Source organism: Polaromonas sp. Polasp52, from assembly GCF_059491565.1.
Map to the genome: position 1 here is coordinate 782,554 of NZ_CP168513.1, position 18,049 is coordinate 800,602.

The window sequence follows — 18,049 nt, forward strand, 5'->3', positions numbered from 1 at the left end:
GGTAGAAATCAGGCGCGCTTGAAAACCAGCGTGCCGTTGGTGCCGCCGAAGCCGAAGTTGTTTTTCACGGCAACTTCGATCCTGGCGTCACGCGCGGTATTGGCGCAGTAATCGAGGTCGCACTCGGGGTCCTGGTTGAAGATATTGATGGTCGGCGGAATCTTCTGGTGGTGCAGCGAGAGCACGGTAAACACCGATTCGATGCCGCCGGCCCCGCCCAGCAGGTGGCCGGTCATGGATTTGGTGGAGCTGACCATCAGCTTTTTGGCATGGTCGCCGAAAGCCGCCTTGATGGCATTGGTCTCGTTGAGGTCGCCCAGCGGCGTGGACGTGCCGTGCGCATTGAGGTACTGGACCTCGTCGGCATTGACACCGGCGTTCTGCAGGGCCATCACCATGGAGCGGCGCGGGCCGTCGATGTCTGGTGCGGTCATGTGGAACGCGTCGGCGCTCATGCCGAAGCCGGTCAGCTCGGCATAAATTTTCGCGCCGCGGGCCTTGGCGTGCTCGTACTCTTCGAGCACCAGCACACCGCCGCCCTCGCCCAGCACAAAACCGTCGCGGTCCTTGTCCCAGGGGCGCGAGGCCGTTTTCGGGTCGTCGTTGCGGGTGGACAAGGCACGGGCCGCCGCGAAGCCGCCTATGCCCAGGGGAGACACGCAGGACTCCGCGCCGCCGGCCACCATCACGTCGCAATCACCGTACTCGATCATGCGGGCCGAGAGGCCTATGGCATGAAGGCCGGTGGTGCAGGCCGTGACGACCGCGATGTTGGGGCCTTTGAAGCCGAACTTGATGGACACATGCCCCGAGATCATGTTGATGATCGAGGCAGGCACAAAAAACGGGGAGATCCGGCGCGGGCCGCGATTGACCAGCTCGGTGTGCATCTGCTCGATCATCGGCAAACCGCCTATGCCCGAGCCGATGTTGCAGCCGATGCGCGTGGCCATCTCACCACCCAGCGCCTCGCCGGTCGGCAAGCCGCTGTCGGCAACCGCCTGGAAGGCCGCGGCCAAGCCCAGGTGGATGAACCGGTCCATGTGCCGGGCTTCTTTTTCGGGGATGTAGTCCGCGATGTTGAAACCCTTGACCTCGCCGGCGAATTTGCAGGCGAGGTTGCTGGCATCAAACCCGGTGACAAGATCAATCCCGGGCTTGCCGGCAAGAAGATTGGCCCAGGACTCGGCCACGGTATTACCTACCGGGCTGACGCAACCCAGACCTGTCACGACGACACGACGACGGCTCATTCAGAAATCCTGAAAAGAACCTGAAAAGGCCCTGTGGCTTTTCAGGCTTGGTGACGGCAGAGTCACAGGCGCAAACCTGCGGCCTCAGGCCTTTTGATGGGTGTTCGCGTAGTCAATCGCGTTCTGGACGGTGGTGATCTTCTCGGCGTCTTCGTCGGGAATCTCAATGCCGAACTCGTCTTCCAGAGCCATAACCAGTTCTACGGTGTCAAGGGAGTCAGCGCCCAGATCGGCCACAAAGGCTTTTTCATTGGTGACCTGGCCTTCTTCCACGCCGAGTTGTTCGGCAATGATTTTCTTAACACGTGCTTCGATATCGCTCATAGTTCCCTCTGAGGGTTGTAAATTAATCCGTGATTTTACCGCGTTAGAGTCGTTTCCCTAAGCACCGCGCCGGACGGATAAAAACCGGCTTCGATTTCCCGTGTTTTACCACTGTCAAGCCGCGGTTTTCATGAAACCGCTGCCTGACGGCCCCACGGCCTACATATACATGCCGCCGTTGACGTGAATCTCCTGGCCGGTGATGTAAGCCGCCTGCGGGCTGGCCACAAAGGCCACGGCGTGCGCAATGTCTTGCGGCTTGCCCAGGTGGCCCAGCGGTATCTGCCCCAGCAGCGCTTTTTGCTGCTCTTCGGGCAAACCGGCCGTCATGTCGGTCTCGATAAAGCCGGGCGCCACGCAATTGACCGTGATATTGCGCGAACCGAGCTCGCGCGCCAGCGCGCGCGTCATGCCGGCCACGCCGGCCTTGGCGGCCGCGTAATTGGACTGGCCCGCGTTGCCCGAGGCGCCGACCACCGAGGTGATGCTGATGATGCGGCCGTAGCGCTGCTTCATCATGGTGCGCATCACCGCGCGGCTCATGCGGAACACGGCCTTGAGGTTGGTGTCCAGCACCGCGTCCCAGTCTTCGTCTTTCAGGCGCATCGCCAGCATGTCGCGCGTGATACCCGCGTTGTTAACCAGCACCTGCAGGCCGCCGTGCTCCTTGACGATGGCCTCGATCAGCGCTTCGGCTGCGGCGGCATCGTTCACGTTCAGGTTCTTGCCGGCGCAGCCCGGGAAAGCCGCGAGGGCCTGGCCGATTTTGGCCGCGCCCTCGTCGCTGGTCGCCGTGCCTATGACCTTGAGGCCCTTCTGGGCCAGCTCGAGTGCAATGGCCGCGCCTATGCCGCGCGATGCGCCGGTGACCAGCGCAACCTGGCCTTCAAACTTCACTTCGCTCATGCCAGTAACTCCTTCACTTCCGCCAGCGAGGCGGGATCAAACAGGGGGATGCCCGTCAATTCGGGATCGATTCTTTTGGCCATGCCGGCCAGCACCTTGCCCGGCCCGCACTCGATGAGCGTCGTGAGGCCGCGCGCCTTGATGGCCTGCACGCACTCCACCCAGCGCACGGGACCGAAAGCCTGGCGGTACAGCGCCGCGCGAATGCGGTCCGCGTCTGTCTCCACGGCCACATCGATGTTGTTGACGACCGGGATTATCGGTGCCGCGAAATCGATGGCGGCCAACTTTTCGCGCAGCTTCTCGGCCGCGGGCTTCATGAGGCTGGAGTGAAAGGGTGCCGATACCGGCAGCGGCAAGGCGCGCTTGGCGCCGTTGGCCTTGAGCACTTCGCAGGCTTTCTCGACGGCAGCCTTGCTGCCCGCGATGACTGTCTGCATCGGGTCGTTGAAATTGACGGCCTCCACCACTTCGGCGCTGTTGCCGCCGAAGCTGCGCGCGGCCTCGGCGCAGCCTTCAATCACCTTGGAGGCTTCCATGCCCAGGATGGCCGCCATCGCGCCGACGCCGACCGGCACCGCATCCTGCATGGCCTGCGCGCGAAAGCGCACCAGCGGCGCGGCCTGCGCAAGCGTCAGCACGCCGGACGCCACCAGCGCGGAATATTCGCCCAGCGAATGGCCCGCCACGGCAGCCGGCGCCGCCCCGGTCTCGGCCATCCAGGCGCGGTAGGCCGCCACGCCGGCGACCAGCATCACAGGCTGGGTGTTGGTGGTCAGGGCCAGCGCCTCCTTGGGGCCTTCCTTGATCAGGCGGCCGACATCCTTGCCGAGCGCCTCCGAGGCCTCGGCCAGCGCCTGTGCAACCACGGGATGGTCGCCCCAGGCGTCCAGCATGCCGACCGACTGCGAGCCCTGGCCGGGAAAAACAATGGCAAACGATTTCAAATGATTACTCCATGGATCGAATTCTTGGATCGCCCAAAGGCGCCCGCATGCATTTTAAGAAGATGAACAGCCATTTTTGACGCGCGGCCTCTCAAGCCGAAGACGGCATGGCGCCATGGCGAGCAGCCCGCAGCCGCGCAAACACCCAGACGATGGCCGATTTGATGCACTGAAAAATCGCCGCAAGCGCGAGCCAGGGGTCTATGAGGTAATCCCATAGATTGGTGGACTCCAGCGCGCCGGCCACCCAGGCCAGCAAAGCCAAGACCACCAGCATGGGCAGCAGGCGCAAGCCCGCGCCCCAGCACGCCAGCGACAACGCCAGAAGTGCCGCCCAGAAAGCCGGCGAGCCCCAGCCCAGCCTGTAGGCATCCCAATCGCCCCAGCCCAGGGCCAACGGATACAGGAACAAGGCGCCAGCCGCGAAGGCAAGGCTCAGCGCCATGCGCTCACGCGGCGCCACGGGGGCCAGGCCGCGCAGGCGGCGGTACATGCCCAGGCAGGCGATGGCCACCAGGGAAATGCTCAGGTCCGAGCTGATGCCGCGCACATACGCGACCAGCGGCAAACGGGCAGGACCCACCGGGCACCACAGCAGCACAAACACCGCGGCACCGGCCCACTTGCCCCAGGGCGTGAGGCCGCGCCGCCAGCTCAGCAGGCGCAGGCAGCCGGCGCTGAGCACCAGGTTGATGCCGAGCAGGGCGATCAGGTCATTTGCCGGAGGAAACATGGCCGGGCGCCGCTTGCGCGGCCTCTAAGTTCTGTAGGGGATCCAGCCGCACATGCTTGATGCGCGTGCGATGCCAGGTATAGACAAGGTGCAGGTAGCCGTCGCGGCTTTGCAGCAGGTAAGGGTAGGAAAACTCCTGGGAGCAGCTCTGGCCGCCGCACAACTGGCGCCGGGCGCTGGCCACATAGGCCTGGGCCTCGCCATCGCTGGCACCGCGGGCCTTGAGTTCCTGGGTCAGCAGGCGTTCATAGTCGCCCATGGATGTGCGCGCCTGCGGATTGGCGGAGGACTCCACGATCCAGGGCGTCACGCCGTCAAATGAGCCACCCGCGGCGGTCTGCAGCAAGGCCAGTGTTTCGCGGTTGCGGGGCGCCGGGTTCAAGGCCAGCCATTGCGTGCCGCTGTTCGTCATGGTGCCGGCCAGGGCGGAATCCGGGTTGGGCCAGGCGCTTGCATGGGCCGGCAACCAGGTCTTGCCGGCATCGGTGGTGCTGGAGACCATCAGTGCCGTGGCATTGCCCGAGCGCATATAGACCTGCGCCTTCTCCGGCCCCGACACCAGGACCACCGGCTGCAGGCTGGTGCGGCTGCCGGGAATGCGAATTTTGTCGACAACCTGCCCCTGGGGGCTGATGCGCAGGACTTCACCGAACTTGGCGACGAACTCGTGGTACACCGGCAAGCCGGTTTCACCATTCTCGAAGATGACGGGTGTGCCCTTGACCAGGGTGCTGATGTTCAGGAAGGGCGAAGTCACCAGCCGGCGCGGCGCGCTCCAGCTTGTGCCTTCGTCGGTAGAACGCGCCCAGGTGATGGAACTGCCCGCCCACCCGCCCAGCGAAACATTGACCATCCACAGGTTCAGCGAACCATCGGGCGCGCGGGCAATCACCGGGTTGCCGAGTTTCTTGACATAGCGCCACAGGCCCTGCTGAAGCGTTTGCCGGTCGAACAGCGTGCTTTCCGCGCCCCAGCGCAAGCCGGTGGCGTCCGTCACGGCGCTCTGGATGGTGACGTCGCCGGCGCCCTCGCGCGAACCCGAAAACCATACCGCCCGCAAACGTCCGTCGCGCAGTTCCACCAGCGACGCGGCATGCACGGCCTGGCCGGGAGAGGACGACACAAACTGCGCGTCAAAACGAAAGCGGCCGTCGGGTGAGCGTTGCTGTGCCGGTGGATGCGCGCGAGGCGAGCCTTGGGGCGCATCAGCGGACGGCACCACAAATGGGGAAGCCGGCTGCCGCTGCAGGACCTTCCATCCGGCCAGGGCGAAGGCCAGCACCAGCAAGGCAGCTGCAAGGCGCTCCAGCGCACCGGACGGTTTGAAATTCAAGTGCCCACCTGTCTGTGAAAGCCTGGCGGATGGGTAGGGAGCCGCTCAGTATTTGAGAAGCACCGCACCCCAGGTAAAGCCGCCGCCCACGCCTTCGAGCATGAGGGTGTCGCCTTTTTGGATCTTGCCGCTGCGCACGGCCGAATCCAGCGCGAGCGGGATGGAGGCGGCGGAAGTGTTGCCGTGCTGGTCGACGGTCACGATCAGTTTTTCCAGCGGCATCTTCAGTTTTTTGGCCGTGCTCTGCATGATGCGGATATTCGCCTGGTGCGGGATCAGCCAGTCGATGTCGGCGTCGGTCAGGTTGGCTTTTGCCAGCGTGGCGCGCGCGGCGCTTTCAAGCACGCCCACGGCCAGCTTGAACACGGCCTGGCCGTCCATCTTGAGCAGCGGGTCACCCAGGATCTGGCCGCCCGAAACATTGCCCGGCACGCAGAGGATGCCGACATGCTTGCCGTCGGCATGCAGGTCGCTGGCGAGGATGCCGGGCGTCTCCGAAGCCTCGAGCACCACGGCACCGGCGCCGTCGCCGAAAAGCACGCAGGTGGTTCGGTCCGAAAAATCCAGGATGCGCGAGAACACTTCCGCACCGATCACCAGCGCCTTGCTGGCCGAACCAGTACGTATCATGGCGTCGGCCACGGTCAGCGCGTAGACGAAACCGCTGCACACGGCCTGCACGTCAAAGGCCGCGCAGCCGGCGATGCCCAGCTTGTTTTGCAAGATGCAGGCGGCCGACGGGAACACCATGTCGGGTGTCGAGGTCGCCACGATGATGAGGTCGATATCGGATGCCTGCAGGCCCGCGGCTTGCAGGGCATTTTTGGCGGCTTCCACGCCCAGGTCGCTGCTGGTCACGTCGGGCGCGGCAAAGTGGCGGGCCCGGATGCCGGTGCGCTCCACAATCCATTCGTCGGAGGTTTCCACGCCTCGGGTGGCCAGCTCGGCCGCCAGTTCGGCGTTGGTCAGTCGGCGCGGCGGCAAATAACTACCGGTGCCGGCAATGCGTGAGTAACGGGTCATTAATGAGTGGCCGGTGTTGAAACTGCTGAGTCAACTGGCATTGAGGAGGGCTTCGGCGGGCGCATCGGCGGGGGGGGCCGCCTGCGCCGCAACCAGCAAAGGGGCCGCATGGGCGATGCGTTCGCGGACTCTCTCAAGCAAATTGTTCCGAGCCGCATCATAAGCCCGATTCAGCGCCCTCTCAAAAGCAAAGGCGTCCGCCGAGCCATGGCTCTTGAAGACCAGGCCCTGCAGGCCCAGCAAGGCCGCACCGTTGTAGCGCCTGTGATCAACCCGGTTTTTAAATGCATTTAGCACCGGATAGGCAATAATGGCGGAAATTTTTGTGAAAATATTACGAGAAAATTCGGTTTTGATGAACCCGCCAATCATGCTGGCAAGGCCCTCGCTGGCCTTGAGCGCCACATTGCCCACAAAGCCGTCGCAGACCACGATGTCTGTCGTCCCCTTGAAAATATCGTTGCCCTCGACATTTCCATAAAAGTTCAAATCGCCGGAATTGGAAGCAGATCGCAGCAGTTCACCGGCTTTTTTGATCATTTCGCTGCCTTTTATCGCCTCTTCTCCGATATTGAGCAGGCCGACGCTGGGCGTGGGATTGGCGGTGATGGCGGCCACCAGGGCGGAGCCCATCACGGCGAACTGCAGCAGGTGGTCTTCGGTGCAATCGACATTGGCACCCAGGTCCAGCACGGTGGTGGCCCCCCCCAGGGCATTGGGCAATTGGGTAGCAATGGCCGGACGGTCTATGCCTTCCAGGGTCTTGAGCACGTAGCGGGCGATGGCCATGAGGGCGCCGGTATTGCCGGCCGACACGGCCGCCTGGGCCACGCCGTCCTTGACTTGGTTCATCGCAACCCGCATCGAGGAATTTTTCTTGCGCCGCAGCGCGATCTCGATGGGATCGTCCATGGTGACGATCTCGCTGGCCGCAACGATCTGGCAGCGCGGATGGGCCTGGAGCCGCGCGTGCAGGGGATGCGTCGCCAGCACTTCGGGCTGGCCCACCAGCACCACGGCGGCATCGGGGTGGCCGTCCAGGAAGGCCAGGCTGGCGGGCAGCGTCACGGCAGGGCCGATATCGCCGCCCATGGCATCGACAGCAATCCTGATCATGGGGCGACCGGTGCAGTCAAGATGTGGAATTCAGGCAAAAGAAAGGCCCGCAGGATGAGTGCGGGCCCATGCTCAAAGCGTGGAATTACGCTTCGGATTTGGTTTTCAGCACCTTGCGGCCACGGTAGAAACCGGTGGGGCTGATGTGGTGGCGCAGGTGGGTTTCGCCGGTGGTGGATTCCACGGCAATGCCTGGCACGGTGAGTGCGTTGTGCGAACGGTGCATACCGCGCTTCGAAGGTGACTTTTTGTTTTGCTGGACGGCCATGATCCGCTCCTGATGGGGTGTTAGGTTGGTAAATTACGCACCAAATTCCGAGTTCAGACAGCTGGACCTGAATATCGGTCCATGACCGCCTGGGCGCCATGTCACCGTATCCACCGCATTGGTACGCGAAGCCTTTGATTATAGCTTGATGCGGGGGCATTTTCATCACCCCGGCCTCAGACGGGCGAAATGTCCATGAATCCAGTGGTTTTTCGCATGAATTTAGTAAAACTAAATTACTACTTTTTATTCTTCAGCTGCGCCAGCACGGCAAAGGGATTGGTTTTTCCGGCAGGCTCACCCGCCGCACCCGGCTCCTCCACATCACCGGCCTGAAGCTTGGGCGCGACCGGGCATTCCTCGTGCATGGGCACCAGAGGCAAGGCCATCAGCAGTTCATCTTCCAGCACGGCGAGCAGGTTGAACTGGGGCTCCATCACCAGCAAGTCTTCTTCGGACTGGTCGTCCTCGGCCATTGCGATGTCTTCGCTGGCCACAAAACGGTACCACTGGTCCACCTCCACGGGCGTTTCGACCACGCCCATGCAGCGCTGGCAGGTCAGCGGAACGCTTGCCTGGGCCTGCAAGTGAAGCCACACCTCGTCATCGGCGCCGGTGCGCGGGCGCAACTCGCCGCGCGCCTCCCATTGAACGGCTGAATCGGCCTGCAGCCCCTGCGTTTCCTCGGCAAGGCGCTCCAGATTTTGTAGCGGAGTGGTTTCAGCGAGCGCCACGCCCTCCTGGGCAAACGCTTTCATGTTGAGCCGGCTGGGCTGAAGGGGTCTGGACATGGATGCAGTGTAAGAGAATCGGGGCCATGACCCTTGTTTCCCCTGCCGCCACAAACCGCCCTCTCGTCCTGGGTTCGACCTCACGCTACCGCCGCGAATTGCTGCAGCGGCTGCACATCCCGTTTGAGGTCGCCGCGCCCGAAGTGGACGAAACCCCGCAGCCCGGAGAAGCCCCGCAAGCCCTGGCCGAGCGCCTGGCCCTGGCCAAAGCCCGCGCGGTGGCCGCCGCCTTTCCGGGCGCGGTCGTCATAGGCTCCGACCAGGTGGCCGACCTGGACGGCAAGCCGCTGGGCAAGCCCGGCAGCCATGAAAAAGCCGTTGCGCAATTGCGCCGCATGCGGGGTCGCACCGTTATTTTCCAGACCGCCGTGGCCGTGGTGTGCCTGGAAAGCGGCTACGAGGCGCAAAGCCTGGCGCCGGTCAAGGTGAAATTCCGCGAGCTCAGCGACGATGAAATCGAACACTATTTGCGCATCGAGCAGCCTTACGACTGCGCGGGCAGCGCCAAAAGCGAAGGCCTGGGCATCGCGCTGCTGGAATCCATAGACAACGACGACCCGACCGCACTGGTCGGCCTGCCGCTGATACGCACCTGCCGGTTGATCCAGGCCGCGGGCATACGACTGCTGTCGGGGGGCCGGCCATGAGCGCCGCCGTGAAAGGCAAGCTCTACCTGGTGCCCGCGCCGCTGGATTTCGGCTGCGACACGCAGGCGCCGCTGCAGGACGTCATGCCGCTGCAAACCCTGCAGCTCGCATCGCGGCTGTCCTGCTGGATTTGCGAGAACGCCAAAAGCACGCGCGCCTACCTCAAGCGCATAGACGCGCTGCAGCCGCTGGCCGCGCCGCTGCAGTCGCTGCAGATCCAGGAGCTGCCGCGCGAAGTCCATAAAAAAGGCGACCACGGCGGCAACTTCGACGCGCGCCCCCTGCTCGCGGCCGCCCTGGAAGGCCACGACATGGGCCTGGTCAGCGAAGCCGGCATGCCGGCGATTGCCGACCCGGGTTCCTCCGTGGTGCGCGCGGCGCACGACCTGGGGCTGGACGTCGTGCCGCTCACGGGCCCGATGTCGCTGATGCTGGCGCTGGCCGCCAGCGGCCTCAACGGCCAGAGCTTCGCCTTTGCCGGCTATGTGCCGCAAACGCCGGCCGAGCGCGCGCAGCGCCTGCGCGAGCTGGAATCGCTGGCGTTGAAATCCGGCCAGACCCAGCTTTTTATCGAAACCCCTTACCGCAACGCCGCCCTGCTCCAGTCCTTGTTGCAAACACTGCAGGGCAACACCCGGCTGGCGCTGAGTTGCGGCCTGACCCTGGGCGCAGCCTGGTCGCGCAGCGCGCAGGTGAGCGTGTGGAAGCGCGACAAGCCCCAGGCGCCGCTGGATTTGCCGACCGTGTTTGCCATAGGCCGTTAAAAAAGCCGCCACAGCGCCCACAAAAAAGCCCGCACGAAGCGGGCTTTTTAGCAGGGGCGATGGATCGCTTAACGCAGCGCGGGAATGGCCTTGAAGGCCTTCATCGCGCCTTCACCCATGGCGGCGCCGAACTTCTTGGCCAGGCGCTCGGCCACGTTGTCGCGGCGCGTGTAGTCGATGATCTCGTCGGTCTTGACGACTTCGCGCGCGACGTAGTCGAGGTTGCCGAGCTGGTCGGCCAGGCCCAGTTCCACGGCCTGCTGGCCGCTCCAGAACAGGCCGCTGAACATCTCTGGTGTTTCCTTCAGGCGCTTGCCGCGGCCGGCTTTCACCACCGCGATAAATTGCTGGTGGATCTGGTCCAGCATGGCCTGCGCGAACACGCGCTGCTTTTCGTTTTGCGGGCTGAAGGGGTCCAGAAAGCCCTTGTTCTCGCCGGCTGTCAGCAGGCGGCGCTCCACGCCCAGCTTGTCCATCAGGCCGGTGAAGCCGAAGCCGTCCATCAGCACACCTATGCTGCCCACGATGCTGGCCTTATCGACATAAATCTTGTCGGCCGAGACGGCGATGTAATAAGCGGCGGAGGCGCAGGTTTCCTCAACCACGGCGTAGACCGGCTTTTTGTGTTTGGCCTTCAGGCGCAGGATCTCGTCGTTCATCATGCCGGCCTGCACGGGGCTGCCGCCGGGCGAGTTGATCAAAAGCACGACGGCCTTGGCGCCGTCATCCTCAAAGGCCGCGCGCAGGGCCGCATTGACGAACTCGGCGCTGGCATCGGCGCCCGCGGCGATCTCGCCCTTGATTTCCACCACGGCGGTATGCGGCACGGTCGCGTCGCTGGCGGGCGTGCCACGGTGCAGCAGCATCCAGACCAGGGCCACGAAAAACGCCAGCCAGGCCAGGCGCACAAAAGTCTTCCAGCGGCGCGTGGCCTTTTGTTCATTGAGCGCGGCGAAGGCCAGCTTTTCCAGCGTCGCGCGCTCCCAGCCGGGGGCGTTGGTCGGGTCTGCCGCGGATTTTTTCGCCTGGTTCACCGGGTTGTTATAGGGCGGAAGGGATTCCGGCTGGTTGGGCCGGAAGTCCGATTCGCGCAGCAAATCGGGATCGGTGGAGGGATCAGGGCGTTGGGGATCGTTCATGGTCACTAGTTTAGAGAGGTATTAGAACTGTAGCGGTTTAAGGTTGTAAGCAGAATGCCAATAAACAACCCCCTCAGCTTCGGAAAGCGTGATTTTGATCAGGCCGCCCTGGCAGGGCCCGCCCGCGCACTGGCCGGTGTCGGGACGGTAGGCGGCGCCATGGCTGGCGCACAGCAGCCACTGGCCCTGGTCGTCAAACACCCGGTTGGGCTGCCAGTCGAGTTCCATCGCGACGTGGCTGCAGCGATTGAGGTAGGCATGGACCACGCCCTCGAAACGCACGGCGAAGGCGCGGCAGGTCTGGCCGGCAAAGACCACGTCAAACGGCACGGCCAGCCCGCCTTCGAGCAGGTCGCGGCTGTTGCAGAGGGCTTGCCGTTCGTCCATGGCCTTTGGTGCCTCTTAATGCCGAATTTCAGCCATGGGCCAGCAGCCAGTCCTGCAGTTCCGGCACCGAATGCGCGACGTGGCGCGGCGCCAGCACGGCGAAGGTATCGGGTTCGTGCGCGCCGTAGCTCACGCCCACGCTGGGGCAGCCGGCATTGAGCGCCATCTGCAGGTCGTGCGTGGTATCGCCCACCATCAGCACGCGCTCGGGCGCGACGTCGAACTCGGCCATCAGCTCGTGCAGCATGCGCGGGTCGGGTTTGCCGGCCGTCTCGTCGGCGGTGCGCGAGCCGTCGAACATGCCCTTGAGCTCCACGGTGCGCAGCACCTCGTCGAGGCCGCGGCGCGACTTGCCGGTGGCCACCGCGAGCAGGTGGCCGCGCGCCTTCAAGGCGTCGAGCAGGGGCAGCACGCCGTCAAACAGGCTCAGGTCGTCGTAGTGCGCGGCGTAGTGGTGGCGGTAGCGCTCGCCGAGCTGGGGATATTTTTCAGGCGGCACGTCGGGCGCGGCATGGGCCAGGGCCTGCATCAGGCCCAGGCCTATGACATAGCCGGCCTCCTTGTCGGTAGGCACCGTGCCGCCCACGTCGCGCACCGCAGCCTGGATGCAGCGCACGATGATGCCGGTCGAATCAAACAGCGTGCCGTCCCAGTCAAAGGCGATCAGGTCGAAATTTCGGGTTTGCATGGGGATATTGTCTTAGGGACGGCCCGCATATTGGCGCATAGGGACAAAAGCCGCAATGCGCACGTCAGTTGTCCCGGCGTTGATTGAACCACCACGATGAGAGCCCGTACGCCGCCCCCAACAAGGCGCCGGCCAGGCCAAGTACAACAAGGTGGAAAAGTTGCCCGTATTTCTCAAGGAATCCCCACGCCGAGTCGTCGTATGAAGCCCGAATGTGGGGATTGTAAAAATACAGCGCGTCCCATCCCTGCGTCACTGTCGCCGGATTCAAGGCCACAAAAGCGCACACGCACACCAGCAGGCCGGCCACCGACCTGGACAAAACAAGACGAAAGGGGGACATGGCGCCCACAGAAGGCATCACCCTCTTGTTCAAGAGCCAGAAAACCACCGCAGCCAAAACGGTAGGCAGCGAAACCTGAAGCACCGCGTCAAGGCTGCCCAACGACACCCAGAACAAAAACTCCATCAGAAGCGGCCAGAACACCACTGAAGGCAGCTGGCTCCCGCGGAATTCGCCGCGCCCGAAGTCACCCGCCACCAGGTAATACGCCACACCGTACAGCGCGGGACCGGCAAAGACGAACATCAGCACCGTCGCGCCCAGGCCGCCGAGCTTTCCCCGAATCGGCCCGACTGCGCTCCTGGAATCAGGCGCCTCAGGAAGGTCATGAACCATTTGAATACCTATGCCGGCAAAAACTGCTGCAGCTCGGGCGGAAGGGGCGCCTGCAGGTGCACCACCTTGCGCAGCTTGGGGTGGTTGAACTTCAGGCTCCAGGCATGCAAAAACATGCGCTTGAGCGGCACCGCGCCGCCCGCGGTTTTCTGCAGCGCCCGGTTCAGCTCGAAATCGCCGTATTTGTCGTCGCCGGCAATCGGGTGGCCCTCGTTGGCCAGGTGCACGCGGATCTGGTGCGTACGGCCCGTCTTGATGGTGACTTCCAGCAAGGTAAAGGGCGTGGCCGGCGCCAGCGGGCTGGCGGGCACGGCCGCCCTCACCTTCACCAGCGTCACCGAACGCATGCCGTCGGGATGGTCGTTGTCGACCACCTTGACGCGCCGCTCGCCGTCGGGCAGCAGATACTTGTGCAGCGCCTTGTCAATCACGCGGTGTTTGGCCGGCCAGTCGCCACCGACCAGCGCGAGGTAGACCTTGTCGGTTTCGCGCTCGCGGAACTGCTCCTGCAGCAGCTTGAGCGCCATGCGCCGTTTGGCGATCAGCAAAATGCCGCTGGTTTCGCGGTCCAGCCGGTGCACCAGTTCCAGGAAGTCGGCCTCCGGCCGCGCCATGCGCAGCTGCTCGATCACGCCAAAACTCACGCCGCTGCCGCCGTGCACGGCCACGCCGGCCGGTTTGTCGATGGCCAGCACGAAGTCGTCTTCAAACAGGATGGGGAATTCACGCGAGGGCGCATAGCCCCCGGTGGTGGAACTCGCGCCGTGGCGGGCGATTTCCTGGGCCATGGCCTCGGCTTTCTGGCCGGCCCGCTCGGAGGTGCGCACCGGCGGCAGGCGCACCACGTCGCCGGCCTCCACACGGGTATCGGCCTGCGCCCTGCCCTTGTTCACCCTGACCTCGCCGCTGCGGATGATGCGGTAAACATGGGTTTTGGGCACGCCCTTGAGCTGGCGGATCAAAAAATTGTCCAGCCGCTGGCCGGCGTAGTCCTCGTCCACGGTCACCAGCGTGGCCTGGGGCGCTGCCGGGGCCGGCGCCTGGGGAATGGGCGGGGCTGAGGCGGCCTGAGGTTTGGGCCTGGCGGCGGCCGCGGGTGGGCGACCCGGTGTTTTCCCGGGTTTCCTTGCCAAGCCCCTGGCTGACCCTATAATGTGTTTCACTAGCGATGCGCTGTAAGTGGTTGATTTGTCTGGAGTTTAGTCCACACACGTCCCCGGCCCTGAAAAGGCGAACAAGCAGCCTCGCTGGAAGGTCGATGCCCACGCCGGCAATTGCCCGCAAGCGACGAGTGCCAGGCACCTCGCGGCGAGCGTCTTGCACGGTAGACGAGTCGACGTTTTGCGAACACAACTACGGAATACCATGTGCGCAGCCCAAGTCACGAACAACAGGCTGCTCACGGATCCAGCCGAGATCAAGTCCTTTAACGGGTAGCCCTCTGATGACAACACTGGTCAGTCTGATTTATATATGCCTGCGGCGCCTCACGACATTCGTGGGCCCCGCATTCGGCATGAATCAGCCGCCAGCCTTTGTGCAGTGGGCGCCAGCAGCCGCGCTTTGCGCGGCACCCACCCGTTTGACCCCTGCTCGCTCCATCCACGCGCCTACGCCCAGACCACGTCGCTGACCGATTCATTTCGGTCGGCCGCGCGCCGTCAAAAGCTCTCCGGCAATTCCTCCACGTTCGCACTGCGTCCCTCCGGCGTCGTTAGCCCATTTTGGGCATGTGATTGATGTTCGAGACACGACATCAAAACGAAGAACGATAAGGAAGGCTACCCATGAAACGGATGCTGGTAAACGCCACTCAGGCTGAAGAACGCCGCCTGGCGATCGTCGACGGACAAAAACTCCTCGACTACGAAATTGAAATCGAAGGGCGCGAACAGCGCAAGGGCAACATCTACAAGGCCGTCGTCACGCGCGTCGAGCCTTCGCTGGAAGCCTGCTTCGTCGACTACGGCGAAGACCGCCACGGCTTCCTGCCGTTCAAGGAAATCTCCAAGCAGTATTTCGCCCAGGGCGTGCCGGTCAGCCAGGCGCGCATCAACGACGTCATCAAGGAAGGCCAGGAACTGCTGGTCCAGGTCGAAAAGGAAGAACGCGGCAACAAGGGCGCGGCCCTCACCACCTTCGTCTCCCTGGCCGGCCGCTATGTGGTCCTGATGCCCAACAACCCGCGCGGCGGCGGCGTGAGCCGGCGCATCGAGGGCGACGACCGGGCCGAGCTCAAGGAGGCGATGGACCAGCTCGAGTACCCCAACGGCATGAGCATCATCGCGCGCACCGCCGGCATTGGCCGCAGCGCCCCTGAACTGCAGTGGGACCTGAACTACCTGCTCAAGCTCTGGACCGCCATCGACGGCGCCGGCAAGGGCGGCAAGGGCGCCTTCCTGATTTACCAGGAATCCAGCCTGGTGATACGCGCCATCCGCGACTACTTCAACAGCGACATCGGCGACATCCTGTTCGACACCGACGACGTCTACGAGCAAGCCAAGCAGTTCATGGCCCACGTGATGCCCGAGCACGAGCACCGCGTCAAGCGCTACCGCGACGACGCGCCGCTGTTCAGCCGCTTCCAGATCGAGCACCAGATCGAATCGGCCTACGCCCGCACCGTGCAGCTGCCTTCCGGCGGCGCCATCGTGATCGACCACACCGAAGCCCTGGTCTCGGTCGACGTCAACTCGGCCCGCGCCATCAAGGGCGGCGACATCGAGGAAACCGCCACCCGCACCAACCTGGAAGCCGCCGACGAAGTCGCGCGCCAGATGCGTTTGCGCGACCTGGGCGGCCTGATCGTCATCGACTTCATCGACATGGAAGAGTCGCGCAACCGCCGCGACGTCGAAAACCGCCTGCGCGACGCGCTGCGCCAGGACCGCGCCCGCGTGCAGTTCGGCACCATCAGCAAGTTCGGCCTCATGGAAATGAGCCGCCAGCGCCTGCGCCCGGCCCTGTCCGAAGGCGCGTCGATTCCCTGCCCGCGCTGCGGCGGTTCCGGCCATATCCGCGACACCGAAAGCTCGGCGCTGCAGATCCTGCGCATCATCCAGGAAGAGTCCCTCAAGGACAGCACGGCCTCGGTGCTGTGCCAGGTTCCGGTCGACGTGGCCTCCTTCCTGCTCAATGAAAAGCGATCCGAGATCGCCAAGATCGAAGTCAAGCAGCGCATCAACGTGCTGCTGGTGCCCAACAAGACGCTGGAAACCCCCAACTATCGCCTGGAACGCCTGAAACACGACGACCCGCGCCTGGACAACATCGCCGCCAGCTACAAGATGGCCGAGGAAGTCGAGGACCCGACCACCGTCACGCGCCGCAGCCAGGAAAAGCACAACAAGCAGGAGCCCGTCATCAAGGGCGTGCTGCCCGATGCGCCCGCCCCGGTGGCACCACCCAAGCCGGAACCCGTTGCGCATGCGGCGGCGCACAAGCCAGCCGCCCGCCCCGCACCGGCGGTGGCGGCACCGGCTGAAAAAGGCTTCTTCGGCTGGATCAAGAGCCTGTTCGGCGGCGCCGAAGCGCCGGCCCCGGCGCCTGCCGCCAAGGAAGTGAAAAAAGACGAGCGCGGCGAAGGCCGGCGCGAAGGTCGCGGTGAAGGCCGTGGCGGCGAGCGTGGCGAGCGCTCCGATCGCGGTGGTGAGCGCGGCGGCCGTGACGGCCGGCGCGGCGGCCGTGGCCGCAGCGAAGGCCGCGGCGGCGAGGGCCGTGGCACCGAAGGCCGCGAAGCACGCCCCGAAGGCCGTGGTGAACGCGGTGAAGGCCGCGGCGGCGAACGCCGTGAACGTAATGCCGAAGGCCGCCAGGAACGGCCGGCCGGTGAAGCCCGCCCCGAAGGCGCGGGCGAGCAGCCGCGCGGCGAGACGCCCAACCGTGAGGGCCGTGAAGGCGGCCGCAACCGCCGTGAACGCGGCGAGCGCGGCGGTGAACGCGGTGGCGAGCGCGGTGAACGCATACAGCGCGACGCCGTCGAGCAGGACCTCGCGCTGGCCAACCAGGCCGCCATGGCAGCCGCCATGGGTGGCGAAGCCGCCGAGCCGCGCCAGGAGCGCACACCCCAGGACGGCGAACGCCAGGGCAACCGCGAAGCACGCGGCGAGCGCGGCGAAGGCCGCCGTGAACGCGGCGAGCGCAATGGCCGCCGAGGCGAGCGCCGCGGTGCTGACCGCCCCGAAGGCGCCGCCGAAGGCCAGAATGCCGGCGCGGGCTTCAACCCCGAGGCCGCAGCGGCACCTGTGCTCGACGAAGCCGGCAATCCGGTCGCTCCCGTGCAGAACGGCCAGGGCGCCCCAGGTGATGAGCAGCGCCAGCCGCGCGAGCGCCGCAGCCGCGACCGCTACGGCCGCGACCGCCGCGACCGCGGTGAGAACGGCGAACGCGGCGAGCAGCAGCCCGCCGAAGGCGTTGACGCCGGCCAAGCCGGCCAGGCCGGTTTCGCGGAATCCCAGCCGCAGCCGCAAGCCCGCGAAGAACGCGCACCGGAAGCCGTCGCCAGCTACGCGGCACCCGCAGCCGCTGTAACGCCCGCCGCGCCTTTTGTGCCTGAAGCAGCGCCGGCGCCCGCCTACACAGCCCCCGTGGCTGTGGCCGCACCGGCACCCGCGCCCGTGGCGGCAGTGCAGCCCGCACCGGCCGCCGCGGCCATCAGCCTGCCCAAGGTCCAGTCCTACGCGCTGCCCCTCGATGAACTGGCCCAGGTGGCCCAGTCCTCGGGCCTGCAGTGGGTGAACTCCGACGCGGCCAAGATCGCCGAAGCCAAAGCCGCCATCGCCGCCGAGGTCAAGCCGGTGCACGTGCCGCGCGAGCGCCCGCCGCTGGTCGTGGCCGACGAAGGCCCGCTGGTGCTGGTCGAAACCCGGCGCGACCTGGGCGCGATGTCCCTGCCCTTTGAAAAATCGACCGGCCAGTAAGCGCCTTAGAACCTGTTCACGGTCTAAACGCGGCCGCTCCCCGAAAAAAGCCCGCCTGTGCGGGCTTTTTTTATGGCTTGAAACAAGCCCTAGAATCAGGCCAACAAAACCGACGAAAGAGGGATGACG

Annotated in this window: 18 protein-coding genes; 3 read left to right on the plus strand and 15 right to left on the minus strand. The window is 64.8% G+C overall.

Features of this window, described 5'->3' with window-relative positions; genetic code table 11:
* Positions 1 to 8: 8 nt before the first annotated feature.
* From fabF to ACEN9P_RS03890, 10 genes are all read right to left on the minus strand, one after another.
* Positions 9 to 1,253 (minus strand): beta-ketoacyl-ACP synthase II, encoded by a 1,245-nt coding sequence (gene fabF, locus ACEN9P_RS03845; protein ID WP_477664065.1) that lies wholly within the window; start codon positions 1,251 to 1,253, stop codon positions 9 to 11.
* Positions 1,254 to 1,337: 84 nt separating this feature from the next.
* Positions 1,338 to 1,577 carry an acyl carrier protein gene (gene acpP / locus ACEN9P_RS03850; RefSeq protein WP_007873885.1) on the minus strand — a complete coding sequence of 80 codons (240 nt, stop codon included), beginning with the start codon at positions 1,575 to 1,577 and terminating at the stop codon, positions 1,338 to 1,340.
* 159 nt (positions 1,578 to 1,736) lie between these two features.
* Positions 1,737 to 2,483, minus strand: coding sequence for a 3-oxoacyl-ACP reductase FabG (fabG, locus tag ACEN9P_RS03855; RefSeq protein WP_007873884.1), 747 nt, complete (start codon positions 2,481 to 2,483; stop codon positions 1,737 to 1,739).
* A complete protein-coding gene (fabD, locus tag ACEN9P_RS03860; protein WP_495621130.1) occupies positions 2,480 to 3,430 on the minus strand; it encodes an ACP S-malonyltransferase in 951 nt (316 codons plus the stop codon). Before fabD ends, fabG begins: the two co-directional genes overlap by 4 nt.
* A 91-nt stretch (positions 3,431 to 3,521) precedes the next feature.
* On the minus strand, positions 3,522 to 4,163 hold the full coding sequence (locus ACEN9P_RS03865; RefSeq protein WP_495621131.1) for a hypothetical protein: 642 nt from the start codon (positions 4,161 to 4,163) through the stop codon (positions 3,522 to 3,524).
* Entirely contained in the window at positions 4,144 to 5,496 is a 1,353-nt protein-coding gene (locus tag ACEN9P_RS03870; protein ID WP_495621132.1) for a sialidase family protein, read from the minus strand. Before ACEN9P_RS03870 ends, ACEN9P_RS03865 begins: the two co-directional genes overlap by 20 nt.
* Before the next feature lie 45 nt (positions 5,497 to 5,541).
* Complete coding sequence (locus tag ACEN9P_RS03875; RefSeq protein ID WP_477664070.1) at positions 5,542 to 6,519, minus strand: beta-ketoacyl-ACP synthase III; 978 nt, start codon at positions 6,517 to 6,519, stop codon at positions 5,542 to 5,544.
* A 30-nt stretch (positions 6,520 to 6,549) separates the two neighbouring features.
* Positions 6,550 to 7,635, minus strand: coding sequence for a phosphate acyltransferase PlsX (plsX, locus tag ACEN9P_RS03880; protein ID WP_495621133.1), 1,086 nt, complete (start codon positions 7,633 to 7,635; stop codon positions 6,550 to 6,552).
* A gap of 85 nt (positions 7,636 to 7,720) precedes the next feature.
* Positions 7,721 to 7,903, minus strand: a complete 183-nt coding sequence (gene rpmF / locus ACEN9P_RS03885) for a 50S ribosomal protein L32 (RefSeq protein ID WP_007873878.1) — start codon at positions 7,901 to 7,903, stop codon at positions 7,721 to 7,723.
* 239 nt (positions 7,904 to 8,142) lie between these two features.
* Positions 8,143 to 8,694 carry a YceD family protein gene (locus tag ACEN9P_RS03890; protein ID WP_495621134.1) on the minus strand — a complete coding sequence of 184 codons (552 nt, stop codon included), beginning with the start codon at positions 8,692 to 8,694 and terminating at the stop codon, positions 8,143 to 8,145.
* A 26-nt stretch (positions 8,695 to 8,720) separates the two neighbouring features.
* On the opposite strand from ACEN9P_RS03890, the gene ACEN9P_RS03895 reads away from it, so the two are divergent.
* Together ACEN9P_RS03895 and ACEN9P_RS03900 are read left to right on the plus strand one after the other, a co-directional pair.
* Positions 8,721 to 9,341 carry a Maf family nucleotide pyrophosphatase gene (locus tag ACEN9P_RS03895; RefSeq protein WP_495621135.1) on the plus strand — a complete coding sequence of 207 codons (621 nt, stop codon included), beginning with the start codon at positions 8,721 to 8,723 and terminating at the stop codon, positions 9,339 to 9,341.
* Positions 9,338 to 10,105, plus strand: coding sequence for an SAM-dependent methyltransferase (locus ACEN9P_RS03900; RefSeq protein ID WP_495621136.1), 768 nt, complete (start codon positions 9,338 to 9,340; stop codon positions 10,103 to 10,105). Before ACEN9P_RS03895 ends, ACEN9P_RS03900 begins: the two co-directional genes overlap by 4 nt.
* Before the next feature lie 68 nt (positions 10,106 to 10,173).
* Here ACEN9P_RS03900 and ACEN9P_RS03905 read toward each other — a convergent pair whose 3' ends face one another.
* The 5 genes from ACEN9P_RS03905 to ACEN9P_RS03925 form a co-directional block, all read right to left on the minus strand.
* The gene (locus tag ACEN9P_RS03905) at positions 10,174 to 11,244 is read right to left on the minus strand and encodes a S49 family peptidase (RefSeq protein ID WP_477664075.1); all 1,071 of its coding nucleotides are present in this window, start codon (positions 11,242 to 11,244) and stop codon (positions 10,174 to 10,176) included.
* Positions 11,245 to 11,265: 21 nt separating this feature from the next.
* A complete protein-coding gene (locus ACEN9P_RS03910) occupies positions 11,266 to 11,631 on the minus strand; it encodes a Rieske (2Fe-2S) protein (protein ID WP_495621137.1) in 366 nt (121 codons plus the stop codon).
* Positions 11,632 to 11,659: 28 nt separating this feature from the next.
* Positions 11,660 to 12,319 (minus strand): HAD family hydrolase, encoded by a 660-nt coding sequence (locus ACEN9P_RS03915; RefSeq protein WP_477664077.1) that lies wholly within the window; start codon positions 12,317 to 12,319, stop codon positions 11,660 to 11,662.
* Between the two features lie 64 nt (positions 12,320 to 12,383).
* Entirely contained in the window at positions 12,384 to 12,998 is a 615-nt protein-coding gene (locus tag ACEN9P_RS03920) for a hypothetical protein (protein WP_495621138.1), read from the minus strand.
* Between the two features lie 8 nt (positions 12,999 to 13,006).
* Positions 13,007 to 14,161, minus strand: coding sequence for an RluA family pseudouridine synthase (locus ACEN9P_RS03925; RefSeq protein WP_495621139.1), 1,155 nt, complete (start codon positions 14,159 to 14,161; stop codon positions 13,007 to 13,009).
* Between the two features lie 624 nt (positions 14,162 to 14,785).
* On the opposite strand from ACEN9P_RS03925, the gene ACEN9P_RS03930 reads away from it, so the two are divergent.
* Positions 14,786 to 17,920 carry an Rne/Rng family ribonuclease gene (locus ACEN9P_RS03930; RefSeq protein WP_495621140.1) on the plus strand — a complete coding sequence of 1,045 codons (3,135 nt, stop codon included), beginning with the start codon at positions 14,786 to 14,788 and terminating at the stop codon, positions 17,918 to 17,920.
* Positions 17,921 to 18,049: the final 129 nt, after the last annotated feature.